19 protein-coding genes are annotated in these 24,776 nt (G+C 43.4%); 12 read left to right on the top strand and 7 right to left on the bottom strand.

Going from position 1 to position 24,776, the window contains the following annotated elements; genetic code table 11:
• Positions 1–136: 136 nt before the first annotated feature.
• The gene (locus BLU80_RS11530) at positions 137–937 is read right to left on the bottom strand and encodes a helix-turn-helix domain-containing protein (protein WP_091398329.1); all 801 of its coding nucleotides are present in this window, start codon (positions 935–937) and stop codon (positions 137–139) included.
• Positions 938–1,080: 143 nt separating this feature from the next.
• Here BLU80_RS11530 and BLU80_RS11525 point away from each other — a divergent pair, with 143 nt between their 5' ends.
• The 7 genes from BLU80_RS11525 (at position 1,081) to BLU80_RS11495 (ending at position 9,687) form a co-directional block, all read left to right on the top strand.
• Entirely contained in the window at positions 1,081–2,412 is a 1,332-nt protein-coding gene (locus tag BLU80_RS11525) for a TolC family protein (RefSeq protein WP_091398328.1), read from the top strand.
• 4 nt (positions 2,413–2,416) lie between these two features.
• A complete protein-coding gene (locus BLU80_RS11520) occupies positions 2,417–3,469 on the top strand; it encodes an HlyD family secretion protein (RefSeq protein ID WP_091398326.1) in 1,053 nt (350 codons plus the stop codon).
• 11 nt (positions 3,470–3,480) lie between these two features.
• Entirely contained in the window at positions 3,481–5,061 is a 1,581-nt protein-coding gene (locus BLU80_RS11515; protein ID WP_091398324.1) for an MFS transporter, read from the top strand.
• A gap of 127 nt (positions 5,062–5,188) precedes the next feature.
• The gene (locus tag BLU80_RS11510) at positions 5,189–5,947 is read left to right on the top strand and encodes an enoyl-CoA hydratase/isomerase family protein (RefSeq protein WP_211481824.1); all 759 of its coding nucleotides are present in this window, start codon (positions 5,189–5,191) and stop codon (positions 5,945–5,947) included.
• A 202-nt stretch (positions 5,948–6,149) separates the two neighbouring features.
• Positions 6,150–7,034: a methylisocitrate lyase gene (prpB, locus tag BLU80_RS11505; RefSeq protein ID WP_091398321.1), complete on the top strand. Its 885-nt coding sequence runs from the start codon at positions 6,150–6,152 to the stop codon at positions 7,032–7,034.
• A 4-nt stretch (positions 7,035–7,038) separates the two neighbouring features.
• A complete protein-coding gene (gene prpC / locus BLU80_RS11500; RefSeq protein WP_091398319.1) occupies positions 7,039–8,190 on the top strand; it encodes a bifunctional 2-methylcitrate synthase/citrate synthase in 1,152 nt (383 codons plus the stop codon).
• Between the two features lie 42 nt (positions 8,191–8,232).
• Complete coding sequence (locus BLU80_RS11495; RefSeq protein ID WP_091398317.1) at positions 8,233–9,687, top strand: bifunctional 2-methylcitrate dehydratase/aconitate hydratase; 1,455 nt, start codon at positions 8,233–8,235, stop codon at positions 9,685–9,687.
• 107 nt (positions 9,688–9,794) lie between these two features.
• On the opposite strand, the gene BLU80_RS11490 is transcribed toward BLU80_RS11495, so the two are convergent.
• Positions 9,795–11,897: a 3-hydroxyacyl-CoA dehydrogenase NAD-binding domain-containing protein gene (locus BLU80_RS11490; RefSeq protein ID WP_091398314.1), complete on the bottom strand. Its 2,103-nt coding sequence runs from the start codon at positions 11,895–11,897 to the stop codon at positions 9,795–9,797.
• A gap of 42 nt (positions 11,898–11,939) precedes the next feature.
• Positions 11,940–13,106 (bottom strand): acyl-CoA dehydrogenase family protein, encoded by a 1,167-nt coding sequence (locus BLU80_RS11485; RefSeq protein ID WP_091398312.1) that lies wholly within the window; start codon positions 13,104–13,106, stop codon positions 11,940–11,942.
• A 252-nt stretch (positions 13,107–13,358) separates the two neighbouring features.
• Here BLU80_RS11485 and BLU80_RS11480 point away from each other — a divergent pair, with 252 nt between their 5' ends.
• Positions 13,359–14,114 carry a helix-turn-helix domain-containing protein gene (locus BLU80_RS11480; protein ID WP_139188137.1) on the top strand — a complete coding sequence of 252 codons (756 nt, stop codon included), beginning with the start codon at positions 13,359–13,361 and terminating at the stop codon, positions 14,112–14,114.
• 29 nt (positions 14,115–14,143) lie between these two features.
• Positions 14,144–15,286, top strand: a complete 1,143-nt coding sequence (locus BLU80_RS11475; protein WP_091398308.1) for an FAD-dependent oxidoreductase — start codon at positions 14,144–14,146, stop codon at positions 15,284–15,286.
• 13 nt (positions 15,287–15,299) lie between these two features.
• On the opposite strand, the gene BLU80_RS11470 is transcribed toward BLU80_RS11475, so the two are convergent.
• The 4 genes from BLU80_RS11470 to BLU80_RS11455 all read right to left on the bottom strand — a co-directional run bounded on the left by BLU80_RS11470 (position 15,300) and on the right by BLU80_RS11455 (position 20,419).
• Positions 15,300–16,391 (bottom strand): Gfo/Idh/MocA family protein, encoded by a 1,092-nt coding sequence (locus BLU80_RS11470; RefSeq protein ID WP_091398305.1) that lies wholly within the window; start codon positions 16,389–16,391, stop codon positions 15,300–15,302.
• 69 nt (positions 16,392–16,460) lie between these two features.
• Complete coding sequence (locus BLU80_RS11465) at positions 16,461–17,909, bottom strand: Gfo/Idh/MocA family protein (protein WP_091398303.1); 1,449 nt, start codon at positions 17,907–17,909, stop codon at positions 16,461–16,463.
• Between the two features lie 189 nt (positions 17,910–18,098).
• Positions 18,099–19,379 (bottom strand): lysine N(6)-hydroxylase/L-ornithine N(5)-oxygenase family protein, encoded by a 1,281-nt coding sequence (locus BLU80_RS11460; RefSeq protein WP_091398301.1) that lies wholly within the window; start codon positions 19,377–19,379, stop codon positions 18,099–18,101.
• Between the two features lie 407 nt (positions 19,380–19,786).
• Positions 19,787–20,419, bottom strand: a complete 633-nt coding sequence (locus BLU80_RS11455; protein ID WP_091398298.1) for a GNAT family N-acetyltransferase — start codon at positions 20,417–20,419, stop codon at positions 19,787–19,789.
• Between the two features lie 434 nt (positions 20,420–20,853).
• Here BLU80_RS11455 and BLU80_RS11450 point away from each other — a divergent pair, with 434 nt between their 5' ends.
• The 3 genes from BLU80_RS11450 (at position 20,854) to BLU80_RS11440 (ending at position 24,643) form a co-directional block, all read left to right on the top strand.
• A complete protein-coding gene (locus BLU80_RS11450) occupies positions 20,854–21,891 on the top strand; it encodes a helix-turn-helix transcriptional regulator (RefSeq protein WP_091398295.1) in 1,038 nt (345 codons plus the stop codon).
• 144 nt (positions 21,892–22,035) lie between these two features.
• Positions 22,036–23,205, top strand: a complete 1,170-nt coding sequence (locus BLU80_RS11445) for a glycoside hydrolase family 43 protein (protein WP_211481823.1) — start codon at positions 22,036–22,038, stop codon at positions 23,203–23,205.
• Positions 23,206–23,377: 172 nt separating this feature from the next.
• Positions 23,378–24,643, top strand: coding sequence for a DUF2264 domain-containing protein (locus BLU80_RS11440; protein ID WP_091398292.1), 1,266 nt, complete (start codon positions 23,378–23,380; stop codon positions 24,641–24,643).
• Positions 24,644–24,776 lie beyond the last annotated feature (133 nt).

Below are 24,776 nucleotides of genomic sequence, written 5' to 3'. Positions count from 1 at the left end.
TGCTTTTATTAAAAACGAATTCCAGTTGTTTTTATTTTCAGGATCCCTGAATTTAATTCAAAAAGATGTGCCCGTAAGATAGCATATTTAAGCCGGAGGGGACAGGATAGTTTTTATTATTTAAAGGCTCCGCCTGTTATTTGCTGAGTAGTTTAGCGTAATCAGTCGGACGGATACCGGCAACTTTGTAAAAGACATTACTAAAACTGGCCAGAGAGCCATAGCCAACCATCATGGCAATTTCATAGATATTATATTTTTGCTCAGCAAGTAGTTCCAGGGCCTGGGTAATCCGTAAGGATCTAAGAAAACGGACGTAATTCATGCCCAGATTCTCTTTGAATTTTCTGGAAAGACTTCTGGTACTCATACCGAATTTTTCTGCAATCTCCTCGATGGTATAATTGGTGTCCAGGTTATTTCTCAGGTAATGCGCGATCTCAAAGAGCTTCGGATCCGTAGGAAAGGGATGTTGCGTGACAATCGGGTGTTTGGTGCTTTCCACGACAGGCAGGTTTTCCTGGATCGCTTTAATAAAATAATATTTGGCGGGTTCCTGTTTGGTGATATTGCCAAACCAGTCCCTGGTAAAAAGAATCATTTCCCGAAGCAGATCATTGGCGAAGTAGATATTGGGTTGTTGAAAAAAGGCGACTTCGGATTTTCCGGGTTTAAAATAAAGATTATAGAGTTCTACATTTTTACTGGAAATCATAAAATAATGCTCCATATGGGCCGGAATCCAAAGAAAGCACCTGGCCGCCAGATACCAGTGCTTGTTTTCTATAAAAACATGTACAATTCCCCCTTCAGCATAGACCAGTTGCCCCTTATTATGTTTTTGAATAGGGGTCTCAGCCGCACCTATATGCATGTTATTGACGAAAAACGCAATATCTGGCCGGTCTATCTCATTTAAAATTTCTTGTATATCCATCTGCCTGTCTGCTAACGATTATTTGTTATATGCAAGGTAAATCAAAAATGGCGTAAATGGACAAATTTAATTCCTATTTTATCAAAAAATCGAATAAAGGTCGCGGTAATTTTGCATTGTCAATTAAAAATTAGGACATCAAAATGAAATCGAACTTAGTTAAATATGCATTACTGATTTGCTTTTTATTAGCATGCTTTGCCGGGATTTCTCAGCAAGCTGCTGATTATCAAGATTTAAAATTAAGCGATGCGATTAATCTGGCCCTGGAGCAGAATAAAAAGCTGAAAATACAAACGGTTAAGCACTCCATTGCAGCCTTAGATGTAGCGGATACTAAAAATGACAGACTGCCTGATGTTGAATTTCATACGAGCTATGCCATCCTCAGCAATTTAAATCAATTTGAAAACGGGCTGACCCATAAAGCAACCAGTTACGAAGTGCCCAGAGAGCAATATGATTTTACCCTGAAAGCAGAAATGCCCATATATGAAGGCGGTAAGCTGAAACTGGAAGATGAAAAGGCCAATGTGGCCCTGGAAGTGGAAGGGCTTAAGTCCAGACAAGAAGAAAGAAAGGTAAAATTAGAAGTCATTACAGATTATCTGCAGGCGCTGAATCTGCATAGACAACAAAAACTGATTTTTGATAAAATGCACGAGGATTCTGCGGTGATCAGGCAATCAGAAACCCTGAAAAAAAATGGAGCCGTTACCTATAATGACGTATTGAGAACGAAGCTGCAATTGTCAAAACACAGAATGACCGCTTCTGAATTAGAACAGGAAATCGCCATATTGGAACATAAGGTAAAAACCCTGTTAGCGATTGATGAAGAGGTGGATCTGCATATAAATACAGACAGTCTTTTTACTGAGACCACCCTTATAGCCGGTATGGATCAGATGGTAACGGAGGCTTATAACAATAATGAAACGGTCGCTATTGCGAAAAAAAATGCCGAAAGCTCTGAGATAGCCAAAAAAATTACAAAAACAAATGTCCTACCCCGGATAACGGCAGGGGGAGAATATGGTTATAGCTATCCCAATTTTATGTTTTTCCCTCCGGAAGAATATTTATACCGGTTTGGTAAGGTCGGCGTAAATCTTACGATGCCTTTATCCGGATTATTTAAAAACAAGGTAAAGGTGAAAAAGGCGAATCAAAATGTTTATATGGCTCAACTACAGGTAGAGGATCAGAAAGACCAGCTGAGGCACGATGTGTATGCTGCTGAGAAGAGACTGGTGGAAGCAGACAAGAAAATCGGCATTGCCAAAGAAGCGATTGATCAGGCAAAGGAAAACTACCGGATTGTCCGTTTAAAATATGCCAACCAGCTGAGTCTGATAACGGAGCTGATGGATGCGGACAATGCCAATCTGGAGGCGCAGTCAGAATACATCTCACTGCTTATCGATAAACAATTAAAATACTATCAATTAGGTTACGTATTAGGAAAATTATAATAAAATGACAGCAAAGCAATTGACAAAAAAAGAAAAAATTACCAATAGGGTATTAAGTGTTATCGCCTGGGTATTTGTAGGGATTGGCGTGCTTACGGTGGGCTGGTTCTACCTGTTTTCCTCCTCTCATGTGAATACCAATAATGCACAGGTCCGTCAATACATCACCCCGGTGGCCAGCAAGGTATCCGGCTTTATTCAGGAAGTCAGATTTAAGGAAAATCAGTTTGTACATAAGGGCGATACCCTGGTGGTGATTGATGACAGGGAATTTATCAATCAGGTGAAAATTGCCCAGGCGAATCTGACCAGTACTGCGCAGTCTGTTGCGACCTATGAGACCACCGTTAAGGCCAAACAAAACGATACGCAGATTATTGAAGCGAACATAGAAGCCGCCAAAATAGATGTATGGAAGACGCAGCAGGATTATCAAAGGTTTAAAAACCTGGTAGACCAGGAGGCCGCAACACTGCAACAATTTGAAACGATGGAGGCTAATTATAAACAGGCGAAGGCGAAGCTGGCAGCGCTTCAACAGCAATTAAAGGTAGCCCAGATTAATGCTACTGCGGAACAGACCAAAATTGCACCGGTCAGAGCCGAGGTTGATCTGGATCAGGCGCAGTTAAATAATGCAAAACTCAATTTATCCTATACCTATATTGTGGCTCCTTACGACGGCTGGGTGGGCGCCAGAAATATCCAGGCCGGTCAGTTAATAAAAACAGGACAAGCCTTGGTCCAGGTTGTTTCGGAAGAAAAATGGGTAGTAGCTAACTATAAAGAAACTCAACTCGGAGAAATTGATATGAATAAGGATGTTCAGATTAAAGCGGATGCTTATCCTGATCTGGTATTTACCGGAAAGGTACAGTCTTTGTCTCCTGCTGCCGGTTCCGAGTTTTCACTGATTAAGCCCGATAATGCGACCGGGAACTTTGTAAAAATTGAACAGCGCTTTCCGGTGAAAATAATTTTAAACCCGAGTAAAGACCTAAGTAAGTTAATGACAGGTATGAATGTAACGGTTGCTGCTGAAAAAGTTGAAAAATAAAGGAGTAAAAAATGACGCGCGAAAATTCTGTTATAAAAAGTTGGATTCCTGAAAAATTAATCGTGCCGCTACTGGCGATTTCCTTATTGCCGCATCTGATGCTGCTAAGTATGTTTAGTCTGAACAGTACATTTACGGCTTCTTTTTTAGATGTAGAGGCGGATGATTTACAGTTTATGTTCTCCATGGCATACGGACTAATCGTTTGTGGATTGTTTTTACATAACAGATTATTTAGTGCTATTAATGTGAAGTCATATCTGCTGCTGATGACAATGCTCAATATCCTGATTTTGCTGGGTATGACCGTGACGACGAACCCTCAGGCTATATTGGTATTGCGTTTTTTGCAGGGGCCGATGACCTTATTTGAAGGAGCCATTATACTGCCTATTTTAATGTCTCATATTAAAAACCCTAACGCAAAATTTATAGGCTATTGTGTGCTGTACGGGCTGATGCTCACCAGTGATAAATTTACGACTTCCATTATAAAATTCGCCATCGAAAATTACAGTCATAATGTCATGGTTTATAGCCTTGTCGCATTACACGTTATGGCCCTGTTGATTTACCTGTTCATTTTTAATGCTAAAAGGATGTTTCCCAAAGTGCCACTGTATCAACTCAATTTATCCGGGGTGATGCTGATGGTGATTTGTCTGATTTCCGGAGCTTATTTTTTCATCTATGGGAAAAGATATGACTGGTTTGAATCTCCAAGGATCGTCATTGCTTTAGGTCTTTGTATTTTATGTGGCGCCTTATTTGTGCTCTTTCAAATGACAAGCAAAAGACCATTATTCCATTTCTCTGTGCTTAAATCTAAAAGAGTGGTCTTCGGGATTTTCATCTTTTTCATCTTTTATATTTTGCGTTCAAGTATGGGCAATATCTACCAGGTAATGTCCGTGGTCTGGAAATGGCCCTGGGAATATATTTTAAAAATACAGTATATTAACGTGGCCGGTTCTGTTATCGGGGTGGTCATTTCCTATTTACTTTTTGCCCGGCAATTGAGTTTCAGAAAGATTTTTGTCATTGGCTTTTTACTACTGGCCGCAAGTATGCTTTGGTTTAGTTTTCTGTTTTATCCGGATACTACAGTAGGTGCAATTGGCATTCCCTTGTTTTTGGAAGGGGTGGGGCAGGGGATTATTTTTACGCCGCTGGTGTTTTTTATGATCGGTAGTGTCCACGCTTCTATTTCCAGCCATGCTTCGCAGACGGGTACAGCCATCAGGTTCTGGTCGACGACCATAGGTTTTGCGCTTATGCAAAACCTGGTGCTCTATTTAAGTACCAAATATCAGTTTTTATTAACCAGGAACCTGGACCAGACGCACCCGGTCTTTCAGCAGGAGTGGTCCAGCCTGATGGATAAGCTAAGCGCCACCCATCTGGAAAATGACGCGGTGCATTTATCAGTAATGGCGCTGAAAGCTAAACTGGCCAGCCAGGCTTTGCTGATTGCCAATACGGAGATATTCAGGTGGCTGGCTGTACTGGGGTTTGCGGCTTTTATACTGATTTTGCTGTATCGTCCGCTTTTATTTGTCTGGAAAAAAAGACCCGGCCGGGCGAGGTGTTAATTGAGATTTTAAAGCTTGAAAATGGGTGCTGAAAAGGGAGAGACTGGCCTTACCGGCAAAAGTCGTAACTTACCTGGCAAAACTTAATCCCATTTTTTCAAAGCTAATAACGACTAAAATGGAATACATGAACATTCTAATTGAGGTAAAGGGCAAGGTGCAGATTATTACCATTAATCGGCCACAAAGTTTAAACGCCCTGAATAAAGATACTTTGCAGGAGTTAAGTGATGCTTTGGATCATGCAGCCCAAAATCCTGCCGTTCGTTGTATTGTCCTTACCGGTGCCGGACAAAAGGCTTTTGTTGCCGGCGCGGATATTAAGGAGTTTGCAGATTATAACAGCCGGCAAGGTCGCGATATGGCACTTGCCGGTCAAAAAAGCGTGTTTGATAAGATTGCCCATTTATCCGTGCCTGTTATAGCGGCTATAAATGGGTTTGCTTTAGGCGGAGGTCTGGAACTGGCAATGGCCTGTCATATTCGTTATGCGGCACAGACGGCTCAACTGGGACTGCCGGAAACCACACTGGGATTAATCCCCGGTTATGGCGGGACACAAAGATTGCCGGCGCTGGTGGGCCTGGGACATGCCTTTGAATTGATTTTATCTGCCAAATACATCAGCGCTGAATATGCAAAACAGATCGGTCTGGTCAATGAGGTTTTTGCTCCCATTGAATTACTGGGCAAAGCAGTGGAACTGGCGGAGTTGATTGCAAAAAATTCTCCTCAGGCCATTGAGCAGGCCATCGCCGTGATCAATAAATCCGGTCAGCAGGACGGGTTTCAAAGTGAAATAGAAGCTTTCGGGAAATTATTTGACGGCACTGACAAAAAAGAAGGGGTAAGTGCATTTCTGCAACGACGTAAACCTGTTTTCTGATAGCTTGAACCGGATTTTATAGGAGCTTCACCCGGATGATAATATTTTGTTCTAGTCCGGATTGCCTGTCCTGGGATCCGGGTGTTTACAACGCGGTTGCTTCAAGGATTCTTTTGGATATTTTAAGAATTTAGTGCGTACATTTGTTAGTATTCGGCTCGCTGGCCGAATGATTCTTTCCTGTATTTAAAAGATATACTATATGATGCATTCTCAGGGGCTTGCCTTTAAAGAAGCCCTTAAAAAAGAAAATCCTTTACAAATCGTCGGAGCGATCAATGCCAACCATGCATTACTGGCCAGGCAGGCTGGTTTTAATGCTGTGTATTTGTCGGGCGGAGGTGTCGCTGCAGGCTCTTTGGGGATTCCTGATCTGGGAATCACCAATTTGCAGGATGTACTCATTGATGCAGACAGGATTACAAATGTCTGCGATTTACCCTTAATGGTGGATATTGATACCGGATTCGGAGCTTCCGCTTTTAACGTGGCACGTACCATAAAATCTCTGATTAAAGCAGGTGTGGCAGCAGTTCATATGGAAGATCAGGTCGGCGCCAAAAGATGCGGACACAGGCCGGGTAAAGAACTGGTCTCCGCCGCAGAAATGGTGGACCGTATCAAGGCAGCCGTGGATGCTAAAACGGATCCTGATTTTGTGATAGGTGCCAGAACGGATGCCCTAGCCTCAGAAGGGTTGGACAGAGCGCTGGAAAGAGCGGTAGCTTATAAAGAGGCCGGTGCTGATTTTATTTTTGCGGAAGCCGTGCGCAGCCTGGATGAATATACCCGTTTTAGTGAAGCGACCGGCCTGCCTGTACTGGCTAATATTACAGAATTTGGTCAAACGCCTTTATTCACAGTGGAGGAGCTAAAGACTGCGGGAGTCTCCCTAGTGCTTTACCCTTTATCAGCCTTCAGGGCGGCCAATAAGGCTGCTTTAAATGTGTATGCACATATCAGAAAAGAGGGCACACAAAAGGCTGCGCTTGATTCCATGCAGACAAGGGATGAACTGTATAAAAGCATCGATTATTACGACTATGAGCAGCATTTAGACGCGTTGTTTAGTAAATCTAAAAAATAATCCTATGAGCGATTCTCCATCTAATACCTTTAAGCCCAAAAAAAGTGTGGCACTCTCTGGTGTTGCTGCAGGTAATACGGCGCTAAGCACGGTAGGCAAAAGCGGCAATGATCTGCATTACAGAGGCTATGATATTTTAGAGCTTGCCAGCCAGGCCAGTTTTGAGGAAGTAGCCTATCTACTGATTTATGGAAGTTTACCGACTAAAGCGCAGCTAAATACCTATCAGAATAGTTTAATGGCTTCCAGAGGCTTACCTGCTGCTGCCAAGGTCGTGCTGAAAATGCTGCCTTTGGGCACACACCCGATGGATGTGCTGCGCAGTTATGTGTCTGTTCTGGGTAGCATTCAGCCGGAAAAGGAGGGACATCCCCTGGCAGGCGCCAAAGGCATTGCAGACCGGTTGATGGCATCTATGGGTTCTGCCTTATTGTATTGGTATCATTACTGCAGAGATGGCCGGGAAATAGAAGTAGAAACAAATGAACTGACCCTTGGGGCGCATTTCCTTCATTTGCTGCATGGGAAACCTCCGGCCGCTTCCTGGATTACTGCGATGCAGGTTTCTTTAAATCTGTATGCGGAACATGAATTTAATGCCTCCACTTTTACTGCCAGGGTCATTGCCGGGACAGGTTCGGATATCTATTCCAGTATAACGGGCGCAATAGGCGCTTTAAGGGGGCCTAAGCACGGGGGCGCCAATGAAGTAGCTTTTGAGATTCAGTCCAGATATGCAACCGCTGATGAGGCGGAGGCCGATATTAAAAAAAGACTGGAGAATAAGGAAGTGATCATAGGTTTTGGGCATCCGGTTTATACGATTGCTGATCCTCGTAATAAAGTCATTAAAGAGGTGGCCCGCCAATTATCTGTGGAGGCAGGGGATATGACCCTTTTTTCTGTGGCGGAAAGAATTGAGCAGGTGATGTGGGAGGAAAAGAAAATGTTTCCCAATCTGGATTGGTTTTCCGCCGTGTCCTACCATTTAATGGGTATTCCGACCGATATGTTTACCCCGCTTTTTGTCATCTCCAGAATTACAGGCTGGTCTGCTCATGTTTTTGAACAGCGTAAGGACGGTAAGATCATCCGTCCCAGCGCTAATTATAATGGTCCTGAGAACAGGGCTTATGTACCGCTTAAAAATCGTTAATTCGTCTGTTATAAATAAAAATTAATACTATACCTATTTTATATGAGTGCTTCTATTTCAAATGAAAGGCCACAGGCCGATCAGGTCTTGGTGGATATCGTGGATTATGTGCTGAACTATAAAGTTGAAAGTAAAAAGGCTTTGGATACCGCATTTTATTGTTTTATCGATACGCTGGGCTGTGGGTTTGAAGCCTTAACCTATCCGGCATGTACCAAGCTGATGGGGCCTGTTGTTGCCGGAACCTATGTGCCAAATGGCGCAAAAGTTCCCGGAACGAATTATCAGCTGGATCCCGTTCAGGCGGCTTTTAATATCGGAGCCATGATCAGATGGCTTGATTTTAATGATACCTGGCTGGCAGCAGAATGGGGTCATCCTTCCGATAATCTGGGCGCAATTCTGGCCGTGGCGGATTGGATCAGCAGGGAGAATATCGCCAAAGGGAAACCTGCTATGACCGCACTGAAAGTGCTGGAAGCCATGGTCATGGCGCATGAAATTCAGGGGGTCATCGCCCTGGAAAATTCTTTTAACAGGGTGGGGCTGGATCATGTATTACTTGTGAAAGTGGCTTCAACGGCCGTAGCCGGTAAATTGCTGGGCTTATCCAAGGAGGAACTGATCAATGCCGTATCTCTGGCCTTTGTAGACGGTCAGTCGCTGCGTACCTACAGACATGCGCCTAATACGGGAAGCCGCAAGTCCTGGGCTGCCGGTGATGCGACCTCCCGGGCCGTCCGGCTGGCCCTTATGGCCAGAAGCGGAGAAATGGGCTATCCTTCTGCATTGACGGCTCCGGTCTGGGGATTTTATGACGTTTCCTTTAAGGGGAAAGCTTTCAGCTTCCAGCGGCCTTATGGCAGTTATGTCATGGAAAATATTCTTTTTAAAATCTCTTTTCCGGCAGAATTCCATGCGCAGACGGCAGCGGAAGCGGCCATGACCCTTCATGGCCAGTTAAAAGAAGTCAATAAGTCAGTGGAAGACATAGAAAAAATAACGATCAGAACGCATGAAGCAGCCATCCGTATTATTGATAAACAGGGGCCGCTTAATAATCCCGCGGACAGGGATCATTGTATTGAGTATATGATTGCGGTGCCGCTGATTTTTGGAAGATTAACCGCTGAGGATTATGAACAGCAGGTGGCCAGTGATCCCAGAATAGATATTTTAAGGGCTAAGATGACCTGTGTGGAAGATACGGCCTTTACAAAAGATTATCATGATCCGGATAAAAGAGCGATTTCCAATGCTTTAACCGTCATCTTCAAGGACGGCAGCAGCCTGCCGGAAGTGGTAGTGGAATATCCGATCGGACATCCCAGAAGAAGGGAAGAGGGGATCCCCAAATTAATTGAAAAGTATAAAATTAATCTGGCCAGAATATTCCCTGCAAAACAACAACAGGAGATTTTGTCAGCTACGCTGAGTTATGACCGGTTTATCAATACTCCTGTAAATGAAATTGTCGATCTGATGATAAGGCCATAATCCGGAAAGTGGACGGATAAATAATTAATGCCGGGTCCCTCATCTTGAAAAAAGGAGGGACCTGGCATTCTTGTTGGAAGGTCTTATACTTTTTACTTAAGATACGGCTATACAGAAGGCCAGTTGCTATCAAAGCCCTTATAAAAGCTGTATTGCTGACTCGCCAGTTTTCTAAGGGCGTCCGGTACCTCCCATTGTTCGCCCTTGTCTTTGAAGGCGTCGCAATCCTGAATAAAATTCTCAAGGCCGACCTGATCCATATGGGAGAAGACGCCACCGGTATGAGCGGCATATCCGACACCCAATATGGAGCCCAGGTCGCCGTCAATGGGCTTGCTTAATATGTTTGATGCCAGACAGCGGTAGCTGTCCAGCGCCATCACATGAAGTAGCCTGGTCTGGATATGTGAGGAGGGCACAAGGAGGCTATTATTATGCTGAATATCAGGGGCCAATATTTTTTTCCCTGTAGCCGTGTCGTACAGATAAAATCCTTTGCCGGCTTTTCTGCCAAGGTGCTCTTTTGCCGTGAGCTTTTGAATATAATCATAACAGCGCTTTTGACTGGCTGTTAATTCAGGGAGCTGGTCGTATACATGAAGCAGTAAGGGGAGTGAGATTTCATCCAGGACTGAAAGCGGACTGACGGCGAAACCGGCCCGGATGGCCGATGTCTCGATGGCTTCAGCATCTATGCCTTCCAGCAGCATGGTGACGGCTTCCAGCAGGTAGTTAAAAAATATCCGGGATGTGAAAAAAGCGGGACCGTCATGAACGCTGATGGGGGTTTTACCTAATTTCAATACGAGTGCCTCAGCTGCAGCGAGGGTCGCCTCACTGGTCCCTCTGCCGCTGATGATTTCTACAAGCGGCATCCGGTCGACCGGAGAAAAAAAGTGAAGGCCGATGAACCTTTCGGGGTGTCGGCTGTTTTGGGCTAATGCTGTAATGGGTAAAGAGGTGGTATTGGAAGCAAAAATGCCGTCAGGTCGCAGAAAACCTTCGGACTCCCGGATAATCGCAGCTTTTAAAGACTGCTGTTCGAATACGGCTTCGATAATGATATCTGCATCCTGTAATTGGGTGTAATCACTGGCAGGCGTGATCAAGGACAGCATCGTCTCTTTTTTTGCCTGGGTCATTTTACCCATGGCGATGAGTTTGTCACAGCATTTTGCCGTGTATTGCTTACCTTTTTCTGCCAGCTCAAGAGAGGAGTCCTTTAAAGCAGTCCGGAGGCCTGCTCTCGCCATTTCAAAAGCGATACCTGACCCCATAATACCGGCTCCTATAATGCCTATTTTTTGTAGGTTCATTCCGGGGGCATTATCCCGGGGTGTTGTGGCATTTCGGATACCATAGTAAAAGGTGCGTACCAGGGCTAAGGCATGGCCGTTATGAAAGACCTTATTATAGTGTTCGGCTTCTAATAGCATGGCCCCTTCAACAGGTAATTGACCGGCAGCTTTCATTAATTCAAAGCAGCTGTATATACCGGGAAATTTAAGGTTGGCTTTTTGTTTTAATTTTTCAGGCGCTGCTTCAGCCGTCTCGTTTTTTATGGCATGCGGAAGATACAGATGAGTAGGATGCTCGGTTATCCATTCAACTGCTTTTTGTACCAGCTGCTCATTTTCTGATGTCACCAGATCGATAAGATGGGCTTCCAATGCCTGCTGGCTGTTAAAAGATTTTCCTTTTATCAGTAGCTCAAAGCATACGGGTCGAGATAATCTTAAGATACTGGGGACGGTGGCTCCCATGGCGGGCAGCACGCCCAGGGTCGCTTCGGGGAACTGAATCAGCGTCTGTTCGGCTGCAATAATATAATGTCCCCAAAGCGCGGGCGCCAGTGTCTGACTGTTCTGTTTGCCACTGATAATGCTGACAATCGGGATTTTTGCCTGTTTGATAACGGGGACCCATTCAGCCAGTGTCTGGAGCCGGGGATAAAAATGACTATGGGTAGCCGCCTGAAAGAGATTGGAATAATTTGCGGGTTCAGTGCTGCCTGTGCTTTGATAAATGATGCCCCTGACTTTTTTTACCGGATCCAGTAAGGTAATCAACAACGTGGCCAGTTTTTCCAGCCATAAGACGGGATCTGAGACAATAGAAGCATCGGACTCCTTGGGCGTTACCCGGATGATACCATTGGCGTCAAGGGCTATATGGAAGGAACTGTCTGATTGTACGGGGCTGTTTTGCATTCGTTTAAATAAAGTTGAATTAAAAAGTAAGGATATATAAATTTATTTATTTTTATAATGGACACCGTCAATTTCCATTTTTGCAATTATCTCCAGCATAATTTCCGAGGTGCCCCCGATAATGGTACCTGCCCGCACATCCCGGTACATACGGGCTATTTTATATTCTTCCGTAAATCCGTAGCCCCCGAATAATTGCAGGCATTGATGTACAATGCTGATGGCCAGTTCATTGGCTTGTAATTTGGCTATGGAGCAGTCTTCTACTGCATAAATGTTATCATTTTGGAGATCGCAGCAATAGTTTACAAACGCTTTGGTCGTTTTAATATCAGCGACCATCTGGGCAATTCTATGTCGGATGACCTGAAACTCCTGGAGCTTTTTCCCGAATGCTTCCCGGACATTGATATAATCCATGGTGTATTGTAGGGTGAACTCAGCGGTGGCTATGCTTTGTATGGCGGCCGTTAACCTTTCCAGTTGCAGCCCGTCCATCAGGTAGCCAAATCCGGCGCCTTCCTCTCCCAGCAGGTTTGTGGCGGGCACTTGTACCTGATCAAATCGCAGTTCAGCCGTATCGGACGCGTGCCAGCCCATCTTATCTATTTTATGGGCACTGACACCCGGAGCATGCCGGTCAATCAGGATCAGGCTGATGCCCTTGCTGCCGGCACCGGGGTCCGTTTTGACTGCCGTGATAAAAAAGTCGCCATAATAACCATTGGTGATAAATGTCTTTGACCCGTTAATGATATAATGATCACCCTGCCTAACGGCCGTAGTTCTTATATTTTTGACATCGGAGCCTGCGCCGGGTTCTGTTATGGCAACGGCACTGATCAGATCCCCCATTATAACCGGTTTCAAATATTTCTCTTTAAGATCTTCAGTGCCGTATTTTAATAAGTAAGGAGCGCTCATGAACTGAATAACGAGCGCAGAGATGGTAAAGCCTCCGGAAAAGCAATGGGACAATTCCTCACATAAAATCATCGCGTAGTAAAAGTCCAGATTGAGACCGCCATACTGCTCCGGGAAATTAATGCCCATAAAGCCCATTTCTCCCATCTTCTTCCAGATATCACGATCAATTTGCTGGTTTCTTTCCCATTTATCTATATGAGGATGTACTTCTTTTTCCATGAAAATTCTAAGAGAATCTCTGAACATCTGATGGTCTTCGGATAACCTGGTTGCACGTATCATATTGCTAATGTGTTATTTAATATTAATACTATCAATTGTTAGTAAAGGTAGAGAAAAAAATGAATAGTCTTTATTGCCGGGATAAAAATTTATTCGGGTTAAAGAACCTGCGCTTTTTAATTGGGAAAGAAGCACCCTAACCGGACGCTTCCACTCCTGGAGTCCGTACAATTAACGCATTGATATTATGCCTTAGCCCGGGATGTAAAGGGAAAGTCATAATTTTACCTGTACATTTATTGCATCTTTTTATTGAAACAAGTACCCAAATATCGATTCCAGGCACCTGAGCAAGCACTTCAACCCTATGTAGATGGCTTTTGGTCCTTACAATATGAGGGGGAGGCGCCGATGGATGTTGTTTTATTACCGGATGGTAAAATCGATTTATTGTTTTCAAGCGCTAAGCAACAGCCTTATCATGTGGTGCTTGTTGGCTTGTCTACGCTGCCCGAGAAACTAAAGCTTTTGCCCGGGCTCGTGATGTTTGGAATAAGTTTTCATCCATTGGGGTTGGAATATATTCTTCGAAAATCTATGGCAGGTTTTGTAAATAAAGCGCTTCTGCTACCGAGCGGGTTTTGGGGAATGGAGAACCTGGATTTGGATGATTTTAAGGGTTGCGTTCAGCAGGCCGTCTTAAAAATAACTGCTTTGGTTCCCAAAATGCCGGATAACAGGAAACTGTTGATGCAGCGGGTGTTAAATGAGACGGGAGGCAACATGACGGTACAGGCGATGGAGAAGCGTTGCTTTATAAGTGCCAGACAGCTGAACCGTTACTGGGAACAGCAACTGGGGCTGCCCTTAAAAACGTATATGCAGATTTTACGATTCAGGCAATCTTTTAACCATATTAAAAACGGTAAGCTCTATCCCGAGGGGAATTACGCCGACCAGTCTCATTTTATCAAAGAAGTAAAAAGACTTTCCGGGCATCTGCCTAAGGAACTGCTCCAAAACCAAAATGACCGATTTTTACAATTTACTGTAATGCCATCCAGATAATTTTGCATTTGTATACAAAATACAGATGTATGATAGCACAAAATAAAACAATCGCCATTATTGGCGGTGGCCCCGGCGGATTATTGCTGGCCAGACTTTTACAAAACCAGGGATTGCAGGTTAAGGTCTATGAAAGAGACGTCTCAGAAGGGGTGAGGCAGCAAGGGGCGACCCTGGACCTGCACGAGCAGTCCGGATTGAAAGCCTTAAAAGAGGCGGGGCTTATGGCAGCCTTTAAACAGCATTACCGGCCGGATGCCGGTAAAATGCGTGTCGCGGATAAAAATCTGAATTTTTTCATTGATGACCATCATTCCGGTGCCGGATATACGGAAACCCGTCCGGAAATTGACCGCGGCCCACTAAGAGATTTATTAATTCAATCGTTACTTCCGGGAACCATCGTGTGGGATAGTCAGTTTGTATCCATGGAAAGAAGACTTGTGGGTGGTGGCTGGAAAGTCGCATTTAAAAACGGAACTAAAGCTGAGGCGGATCTGGTTATAGGAGCCGATGGTGCTAATTCTAAAGTCCGCCCTTATCTAAGTGATGTGAAACCGGTCTATTCGGATATTACCATGGTGGAGCTTAATATTTATCAGGCAGCTAAACATGCACCAAAGATGTGGGCAACGGTTAAGGGAGGTAAACTATTTATTTTGGATGAACAAAAATCCATTATTATGTCTGCCAAAGCAGATGGAACCCTGACTATTTATACCGGGTGCAAGGTTGCAGAAACCTGGGTGAAACAAAGCGGGATCAATTTTCAGCAACACCAAAGTGTGGCTGATTGGTTTAAAGCCACATATGCGGGTTGGGATGAACAATTAAGTGAATGGACGGATGGCGCTTTTACAGCCATTCCAAGACCGATGTATCATTATGTGGATCAGAACTGGGTATCCACAGGAGATCTGACTTTAATTGGAGACGCCGCACACCGGATGCCGCCGTATGCAGGTGAGGGTGTCAACATGGCTTTACTGGACGCGCTGGTATTATCCGGGACACTCTGTTCTGACAAACAGGGCAGTGTAAAAGATGCTCTGGAAGCCTATGAAAAGGAAATGATTGCAAGGGCCGCCGCTGTAACTGAGGACAGTTTAAATAATACGGTCATGCTGCATGGTGAAAATGCGCTGAGCGATATGATGGCACTCATGCGTTAAAGACGCCTGCATTTTAATAATCAAAGCGGATGATCTCTGCTGTTTTAACCGCTTTGTCACAGGCTAATGCGATTTCCAGACTGATCATTGCATGCTGCGTCTGTTCGTGCAGATCCAGGTCTTCCAGTATGGCTTTTAATAAAAAGCTTTGTTCCCGCATACAAAGTTCCAGATGATCCGGCTCATCTTTTAGTGAAATCCATTCATCTGGTCTGATAAATTCGCCCTGTTCGTTCAGGTCGCTATAATGTATTTTGATATGCTCTGTTTTAGTATGTGCATCTATATTATCGGAATTTCCTGAACTGGAGGCCTGATCGGCTACGATGGAGACCGCACCTTTAGGACCCCAGACATCTTTAATGAAAAAGGCCGTTTCACTGGCCATAGGCCCCCATCCGGCCTCATACCATCCTACAGATCCATCCTCGAATTTAATCTGTAGTTGCCCATAATTATAGTTCCAGTCAGGTATCTGATCCGTAAGGCGGACTCCAATGGCGGAAACCTGAATGGGTCTCACCTTTGTCATCTGGCACATAACATCAATATAGTGTACCGCGCAGTCAACAATGGGACTTAAACTCTGCATCAGGTTTTTATGTACCCTCCATTTATGGCCATGGCTTTGCTGGTTTAGATTCATGCGCATGACCAGGGGCCTGCCCAATGCTTCCGTGCATTTTATAAACTGTTGCCAGGAAGGATGATATCTTAATATGTATCCCACCACAAGCTTTTTGCCTGCTTTTTTAGCTGTCTCAGCAACACTGCGGGCCCCCGCTGCCGAGGTGGCGATCGGTTTTTCTATAAAGACATGGCAGCCGGCTTCAAAAGCTGTAATGGCATAGCTTTCGTGGGTGTCCGGATAAGTGGAGATACAGACGATATCCGGTTTTGTCAGCCGGAGTGCCTGGCTGTAGTTATCATATAACGGGTAATCGCTTTCTAAGTACTGATTGAGTTTTACTTTACTGTCGCCTCTGGATACCAGTCCGCATATAGAAAAGCTTTCCATGTCATGGTAGGCCTTGGCATGGGATTTTCCCATATTGCCGCAGCCTACAACCAATACACGTAGCGGAAGATGTGGTGCATTATTCATTTTTTGGATTTGACCTGAAATCAGGATGGTATATAAATTAATTGACTTGATTTATGATCCGGGGTCCCATCAGATTCCTAAGGACCAGCCCTGGCGGTACTCTCTTTTGATGTATTGATTGACAAGGTCAAAATTGGTGACACGCATCGCTTCTTTATCCCAGAGCAGTTTAATGTCTGTTCCCGGATAATTGTAGCCTTTTCCGTCTTTTTGAGGCGTTCGGATATTAGTTCCCCGAATGGACAGATTGGCGATTAATAAGGTTTCCGTTAATGGACCTGCTATGGAAAAGTCTGAAGCCAAAGGGATTTTGCCAAAGCCCGCTCTGGAGGCCAGCGCCCATTGCCAGTAATGACCGTCCACCCCACCCGGGACCAGCGGTGTAGTTCGGGGGGTATTATCCTCCTTATTACGGGACAGGGGAAGCAGCTGAGGATCCTGACCATAAATTCCACACATCATTTTGCCTTTGGTACCTTCAAAAAGAACGCCGTTATCGCCGAATTTTTCATTGGCTCCTAATTCCTGCGGACGCATCGGTTTGATGCCGCCGTCCATCCAGTGCAATACTAAATTTCCCTGCGTGCTAGCCGTCTGTTTAAAAGTCATGATGATATGGCTGCTAGGTGGACAGCTTTCCGGGAAATATCCTTTTTTAAATTCTCCGATATAATGGGTGCCGACGCTGCACTGTACATCCACTGGATGATCTAAGCCCAGTACGCTTACCGGCGGCTCGATTAAATGGGCCCCCATATCGCCAATCGCTCCTGTGCCGTAATCCCACCAGCCCCTCCAGTTAAATGGGACCAGATTGTCTATATAATCCGTATATGGAGCACTGCCAAGCCAGAGATCCCAGTCCAAAGGCCTCGGTACAGCGGCTTTCTGCTCAGGCCATCCAATTCCCTGCGGCCAAACCGGCCGGTCGGTCCAACAGTAGACCGTATGTACCTTGCCTATCAGACCCGCATCCATCCAGTCTTTCAGTCTGCGGACACCATCACCGGATGCGCCCTGATTGCCCATCTGCGTTACTACTTTATAGCGCTTTGCCGCTTCCGTCAGCATGCGGGCTTCATAGATGTCATGGGTTAAGGGCTTCTGGACGTATACATGTTTACCCAGCTGCATGGCAGCCATGGCAATCATGGCATGATTGTGATCGGGCGTAGAAACTGTTACCCCGTCAATATATTTATGTTCTTTTTCCAGAAGTTCCCGGTAGTCTTTATAGTATTTGGCTTTTGGGAACGCCTTACGGGAATAAGCGGCTCTTCTATCATCCACGTCGCATAGATAGGCAATCTCCGTAATACCTCCCTTGTGGATTATTTCAAGATCGCTTTGCCCCTTTCCTCCGACGCCAATACCTGCGACCATCAGTTTGTCACTGGGGGCAATATAACCACGTCCTCCCAGTACATGTCGCGGTATGATCAGGGCGCCGGTGGCAGCTATTGCGGTTGTTCTGATAAATTCTCTTCTGGAATTTGATACGTGCTTTTCCTTTTTCATTCAAACAAAGAATTTTTATGTAAGAAAAAAATAATACCAAAATGGGAGAGATGGAAGATACAATTTTTTTCTAAAAAAATTGGAGGAATTAAAAAGGAGCATTAATTAATAACCTGAGTGTGATAACAGTAAGCAGGCCTTGATCTGCCTTGGAATTTCCATATAAAAGCGCATTTTTCAAGGGAAGCATTACTTATGCTCCGGCCCCCTAAATCCCTGAAAAGGCACATTTTCCTCGATCGAGAACTGTTTTTTGCCAAGTATCGTGTTTAAAATAATGGCATTTCTGTAGGGTCCCATACCCAGATCCGGGGTGTTATATCCATGGGAGTGCATTTCTGCATTCTGAACGAACAGCGTGGCTTCTCGGTCGATATGGTAATTGGCGGACACCGCAAACTGGCCGTTACTGGTCCACTGAATTTTGTCTCTGATGGGGTGCAGGAATTTAGGGGTGGCATATTTATACCCCGTTGCCATAATCAGGTGCATGGTATTGTGTCGGATGGTTTCCATGGTCTCCTGATGGAGAAAACTGCAGTTAAGCCAGCCGTTTAATTCCTTAATATCCGTCAGTGCGCAATTGGGGAATAAAAAAGAATGTTTCTCATTTTTGACACTTAGATCTCTTTCATATAGTTTATCATAAATGCCCGATATGAGCTCTTTGTTGATGCCTTTGTATAGCGGTGCCTGTTCCTTGAGTACTTTTTGTTTGGTATTCGCATTGAGCTGGTAAAAATGCTGGATATAATCTGGAGAGGTCATCTCTAAAGCGAACTTTGAGTAATCCATGGGGAAGAATCTGGGTGATCTGGTGAACCAATAGGGTGTTTTACCTTCATTAAGCAGGTCGTCAAAAATCTCTGCGGCGCTTTGCCCTGAGCCAATTAAAGTGATCCGTTGGCTGTCGAGCAGCTCCTGTTTATGAAATTTATATTGGCTGGAATGTAAAATGCCTTTAAAATTCTTGTCAATAAAGGAAGGCAGATATGGAGAAGTGCCAATCCCGATAACCAGGCGCCTGGCTTTTAATAAGATATTGTGTCCCCAGGGTAGTTTGATACAGGAAACGATATAATAGCCCTTGGCTTCATTATAATCAATATCCAGGCAGCGCAAGTTGAATCTTAAATTGGTTAATTGATCGGCAACCCACTTGCAATAATCATCATATTCGGATCTGAGTGGAAAATATTCTTCACGGATGGTAAATCTGAAAAGGCGTTTTTTGGCCTGCAGGTAGGATAGAAAACTAAATTTATTTCTGGGATCAACCAGGGTTACCAGGTCGGCATGAAACGGCACCTGTAGTTTGGCTCCCTTGAGCATCATGCCGGTGTGCCAGTTAAAACCCTCATTTTGATCGATGAAAAGACTGCTTAATGTTGTATTGGTTTGTGCTAGTGCGGCCAGGCCAAGATTGAAAGGGCCAATGCCGATGCCGATAAGGTCATAAATATGGTCCATAGGTATTTTTTTTGAGTTGTTGAAATCATTAGAAGAGTCATCTTTTTCTGGCAAACATCGGTAGCTGACCAAAACCCCCAATGGTATCCGCTGGAAAGGTGAGTAGCAAATAATATGAGATCTATAGGTGTTTTTCTTTTGGTGTGCTATTTTGATCTATATAAGGTTGCAAGACTCTACCTGTCCCTTGGAATGACCAAAGGGGGGGCATGGTATATAAAAAAATTGAATGATAAGGGCAGGCCGTAATTTATTTAGGCGCTGGTCATGTAAAGACGGTCCGGAATTTTGCTGAGGAATCTAAGAACAGACCATCATTTCTCTGTCTGAATCAAGGTGGCCGATTCAGGGGGCGATCGTTTTTCATTTTTGTAATTAGGTAGGTATGGTGAAATAGGGGGCTATTGCTATACTAAAAAATTATCTTTATCCATGTGCATTAAAGCAGCGGTCTTGTCGGGTAGCTGAACGCTTTTTAATTTTTTAAAGCCTGCTAACTTAGCTAAAGTGATGGCATGATTATTTTCAATGTCTGGTTCTGCATATATATTCTCAAAGGAGGCTTCTTTATAGAGGTTCCGCAGTGCCTGATTAAACGTAAAGTAGGTAAGTGGCAAGGAACTTATTTCATAGTTTTCCAGGATGGATCTTGGCGGAGCCATTAAAAAATGAATGCCATAATCCTTTTCAGAGATCTCAGCAATGTGCTGCTGTAGTTCACTGCCGATTATGGGGTATGTTTCCGCAAAAGCCAATGGTTGGTCATTGATAAAAAAAATGGTATGGTTTACAGCTGTGCAGGTCTGTCTTTCTTGGAAGTACTGTTCTAGTTGCTGATAGCTTCCTGTCATATTCCAGAATTTGGCACTGTAAGGCTTGTTGCACCAGGTATGAAGAATGCGTCCATGCTCATTTAGCGTAAAAGGTTTGTAAGTTAGCACTTCTGTCTCATTGAACGTCCCTAAAATGCCTTTTGCTTTGCGGATGTTTTCTGCCGATGGGTTAAAGTTGTTGATTTGAATCCGTGGCTTGCTTTCCATATTTTAAGATTTAATATTTTTAAATGTTTTGCATAGGTGCAAAATGATTACAGGCGCAAACTAGTTTAATGAATAATAGAACAAAGTACTTCTAAGTCGTAATTTTTTGAAAAATGAACCTTTTGATAAATGGCTATTAAAAAGTATATGTATAGACAGTCTACATAAATATTTATGTTTTGCCATAGAGATAGGTATTTTAAAAAAAGATTCCTGAAATTTGAACTATTGGTATAAATAATCTCTTGCTTTTGTCGTAAATACTATTGAAAAATATTTTCGTCTGTTTGTGTATTAGGAAATGTGTGCTTGATCTTCAGAGGTTATAATTCAAAGATTTTGATTCATTTGGCCACCTGATAGGGCTTTAGGGTATATGCCCTCATCTGTATAGTCTGTGGTCTAAGATGCCAACTAAATAAACCTGTTTAATTATGAATGATAAGCCTTTATTTGACTTTTCCAATGATAAAAATCATGATAGCTGTTGGAGCTTTACCTTGCCGGAAGCTTATACCGGGATACGCTTGCCTGGAGCCGGTATTTATACATTAAATGGCGGTTTTGGTTATTTTACTTTTCAGGGGCGAGTTTTCAAAAATGTATCTATTTGGCTGAATAACTATCTGGTGTTTTCAAGAATGAAGGGCCGGGCTTTACTAGACCTTCCAATGATTGAAATGAGTTTTGTTTTAGGAACAAAGACTGATTTTGAAATGAACTCTTTAGGAAAGATGATGGCCAGAGGATGGCAATTTAATATTGTCTATGATACACACATGGATGCTGAAACTCAATTTGAGAAAGGTGCGAAGATCGTAACCGTGGATATCCATTATCAGCTGGATGTTCTGGAGGGGATGAATGAGTACTATCCGGATTTATTCGGACCTTTACTGGATGCCATACATGCCGGAAGACCTATGAAGTATTTTCATAAATATATTTATGCAAGCCCTGATATGGTAAAAATGTTTAAACGGTTATTTCATGCATTAAGTAACGAGTACGGTTCTGCATCAGGCATAGAAGTGCTGGCAGTAACGCTTTTATTGGAAGGTTTAAAACTGAAGCGTCATAATAAGTATATGAATACACGTTTTGATTATGTACTTCATGATAAAAGAGTGGCCACAGAGGCTATTAAACTGCTTAAGGCAGATGCTATGGACTTCAGAGGCAATCAATTCTACGCAGAGAAATTTGCGATGGGACAAACGCGTTTTAAAACCTGCTTTTTTGATCATACCGGGACAACCTTAAAAGCAAACTGGTTGGAGAATAGAATTGTGGAAGCTGTTGATCTTTTAGTGAATACCAATGAACGGATAACGCAAATTGCCTTAGAATGCGGATTTGCTTCCGTTTTTAAATTCAACGAAGCGATTCGGAAATATTTGCATATGGAAGCCTGGCAAGTGAGGCGCCTGGCCCAGGGGGAAAGCTGGATAGCCAAAAAAGACAGGTGTTAAAAATTTATATTATTTTGTTGATAATCATGCTTATATTCATTATTAAATGAGCTGTTTTTCTTTAATTCTTTAATTGTGTTTGATACAATTAAGACTTGTTTTTCTTATATTTGTTGCATTAATTATTTTAAATCAAAGTTACATATGAGACTGCACAGGGATCATCTGGTTATTTCAGCTGGGAAAGGGCAACCAGGTAGAAAGTGGAATAAACATGCTTTACCTTTCAATAGCCTTGCTTTATTATTCGCTGCCGTTGTAATGGTGCTTTCAGTAGGTCGTGTAATCGCACAGTCTAAAAGTGATCATTCAACCAAAGGGTACGGTTATCTGTATTGCCATATGAATAAAAATGGGGAATATACCTGCTATGCGCTCAGTCGTGACGGCATTGAATTTCATGAATTATTAGGTGGCGGTCCTGTCTATAATCCCGAAAAACTTTCCGCTATTGAAGGGGGCAGCAGAGATGCCTTTATCGCCAGGGCAGGCGGTCACAAGGGGTATGTCATGGTGGTAACGGATATGAGTAATCATAAAAGCCATAGTTGGTTTAACTACGGCATAGATTTATTAAAGAGTGATGACTTAATTCATTGGAGATCAGTTAGTTTTGATTTCAGAAAAGGCCCGGGTATATTTTGTCACTCAGGCTCCGCTGATTTTTATAAAGATTATGGAGCAATATGCAGAGTATGGGCACCGCAAATCATCTGGGATCCTGGCTATAAATGGGAAGACGGACAAACCGGAGGCTATTTTATTTATTATTCACTGCTAAATGCTAAAGAAGATAAATATGACAGGATCTTTTATTCCTATGCGGACAAGAGCTTTACAAAACTGACTAAACCAAAATTGTTGATTGACTGGGGATATGCTACTATTGATGCCGATATTAATTATGTTCCAGCTGATGGTAAATATCATCTGTTGATTAAAAAAGAGGGCGGGACACCCGGTATTTACACCTCGCAGGCGGATGAACTGACCGGGCCCTACAGTAAACCTGATGATAAGGATTATATTCGTTTTGAAGGGAACCGCAAAGTGGAAGGTCCTTCTGCTTTCCAGTTAATTGGAGATTCAGCCTGGCAGGTGGCTTATGTGGAGTATTCCTCAAGACCGACAAAATACAGGATATGTCAGGCAGATAAGTATTTGAAAAATTTTAAAAATCCGAAAGATATAGCAGGTGACGCCGCTCAGTATGCCCAGCATGGTTCCTTCCTTGTTTTGAATAAGAAGGAATATCAGAAACTTGAAAAATGGTCTGAAAATTATATGAAAAAAAAGGCGCAAACGGAAAAATAAGTGAATGATTTCATGAAGGCGCTTTATCCTGATTTGGATATAGGATCCCCTTGATAATATGGACGGCAAATTCTATTTTTGTATAGGGCCGTCCATTTTTTTTAATTTTATCCGGAATCTGAGCGGTACACAACTTTTTTATCTGCACTTCTAAAAGCTTTAAATTTTAATTATGAATCAGGTTGTTCTTTGGCGTTATGGTGTTCTGAATAGTTTTAAAAGACCTTACTGTCTTATCGCAATTATTTTATTATCTGTGGCAAGTCATGTAAGCTTTGCGGCAGGAAATAAAGATGGTGCTAAAGAGCGGAAGTATCTGGTGAATAGTTTGGTTAAAATTGCTGATCCCTTACTGAGTGCATTAAGTCAAAATCAATTAGTAGCGCGCATGCCTGTGGAGGCCGTAGAAAATGGCCGTGAACAATATACTTATCTGGAGGCTTTTGGCAGACTGCTTGCCGGTATGGCTCCCTGGCTGGCCCTGGGGCCTGATGCATCTAAAGAAGGCCGTTTAAGAGAAAAATATATTCTTCTTGCCAGAAAGTGTCTGCATAATGCCACTGACCCTGCCGGTGCGGATTTTATGAATTTTAATAAGGGAGGACAGCCTGTGGTAGATGCAGCATTTTTAGTACAGGCCTTACTCAGGGCACCCAAGCAGCTGTGGGATCCGCTTGACCTGACCACCAAAGATAATATTATCCAGGCTTTAAAATCTACAAGGGTGATTACACCTGGAAATAACAACTGGCTTTTATTCAGTGCGATAGTTGAAGCAGGAATTTTAAAATTTACCGGAACCTGCCAAATGGCAGCGATTAATAAAGCGGTGGACGCTCACATGAAATGGTACGTAGGAGACGGAACGTACGGGGATGGCCCGAATTATCATTGGGATTATTACAATTCATATGTCATTCAGCCGATGTTCCTTGAAGTCTTACAAGAGCTTTTGGCAGCAAATGTGCAGACTGAGAGATTTGAGAAGATCTATGGCGAGGTCCTTAAAAGGGCGACCCGTTATGCCTATATTCAGGAGTCTTTAATCTCGCCCGAGGGAACCTATCCGCCGCTTGGACGTTCATTAGCTTATAGGTTCGGAGCATTTCAGCTGCTCTCTCAGATGGCACTGATGCAGCATTTGCCTGCAGATGTTGCTCCTCAGGAAGTAAGGGCTGCCTTGTATACGGTGATTAAAAGGCAACTTTCTTTTAAAGGTACCTTTGATTCAAAAGGTTGGTTGCAAATAGGTATGGTGGGGCATCAAAGGAAGATCGCGCAAGGGTACATTTCTACCGGAAGTCTTTATTTATGTTCTGAAGCCTTTTTGATTCTTGGACTGGCTCCGGACAATCAACTCTGGCAAGGCCCTGATCAGGACTGGATTGGTAAAAAAGTCTGGGAGGGAGAGGATATTTCCATTCATCACTCCATTTAAATCTCAGGATGTCAGTCATTTATACAATAAATGAAGGGCGGATTCCCGTTTTTAGCACAATTTTTTTTAAAAATAATTTGGGTTTGAAATATCTGTATTACCTTTGTACTGTAATAAAAAATATTACAGTATA

Origin of the sequence: Arachidicoccus rhizosphaerae (assembly GCF_900107765.1) — a bacterium.
In the GTDB taxonomy this organism is placed as follows: domain Bacteria; phylum Bacteroidota; class Bacteroidia; order Chitinophagales; family Chitinophagaceae; genus Arachidicoccus; species Arachidicoccus rhizosphaerae.
This window is presented reverse-complemented; position numbering and strand designations above follow the sequence as displayed.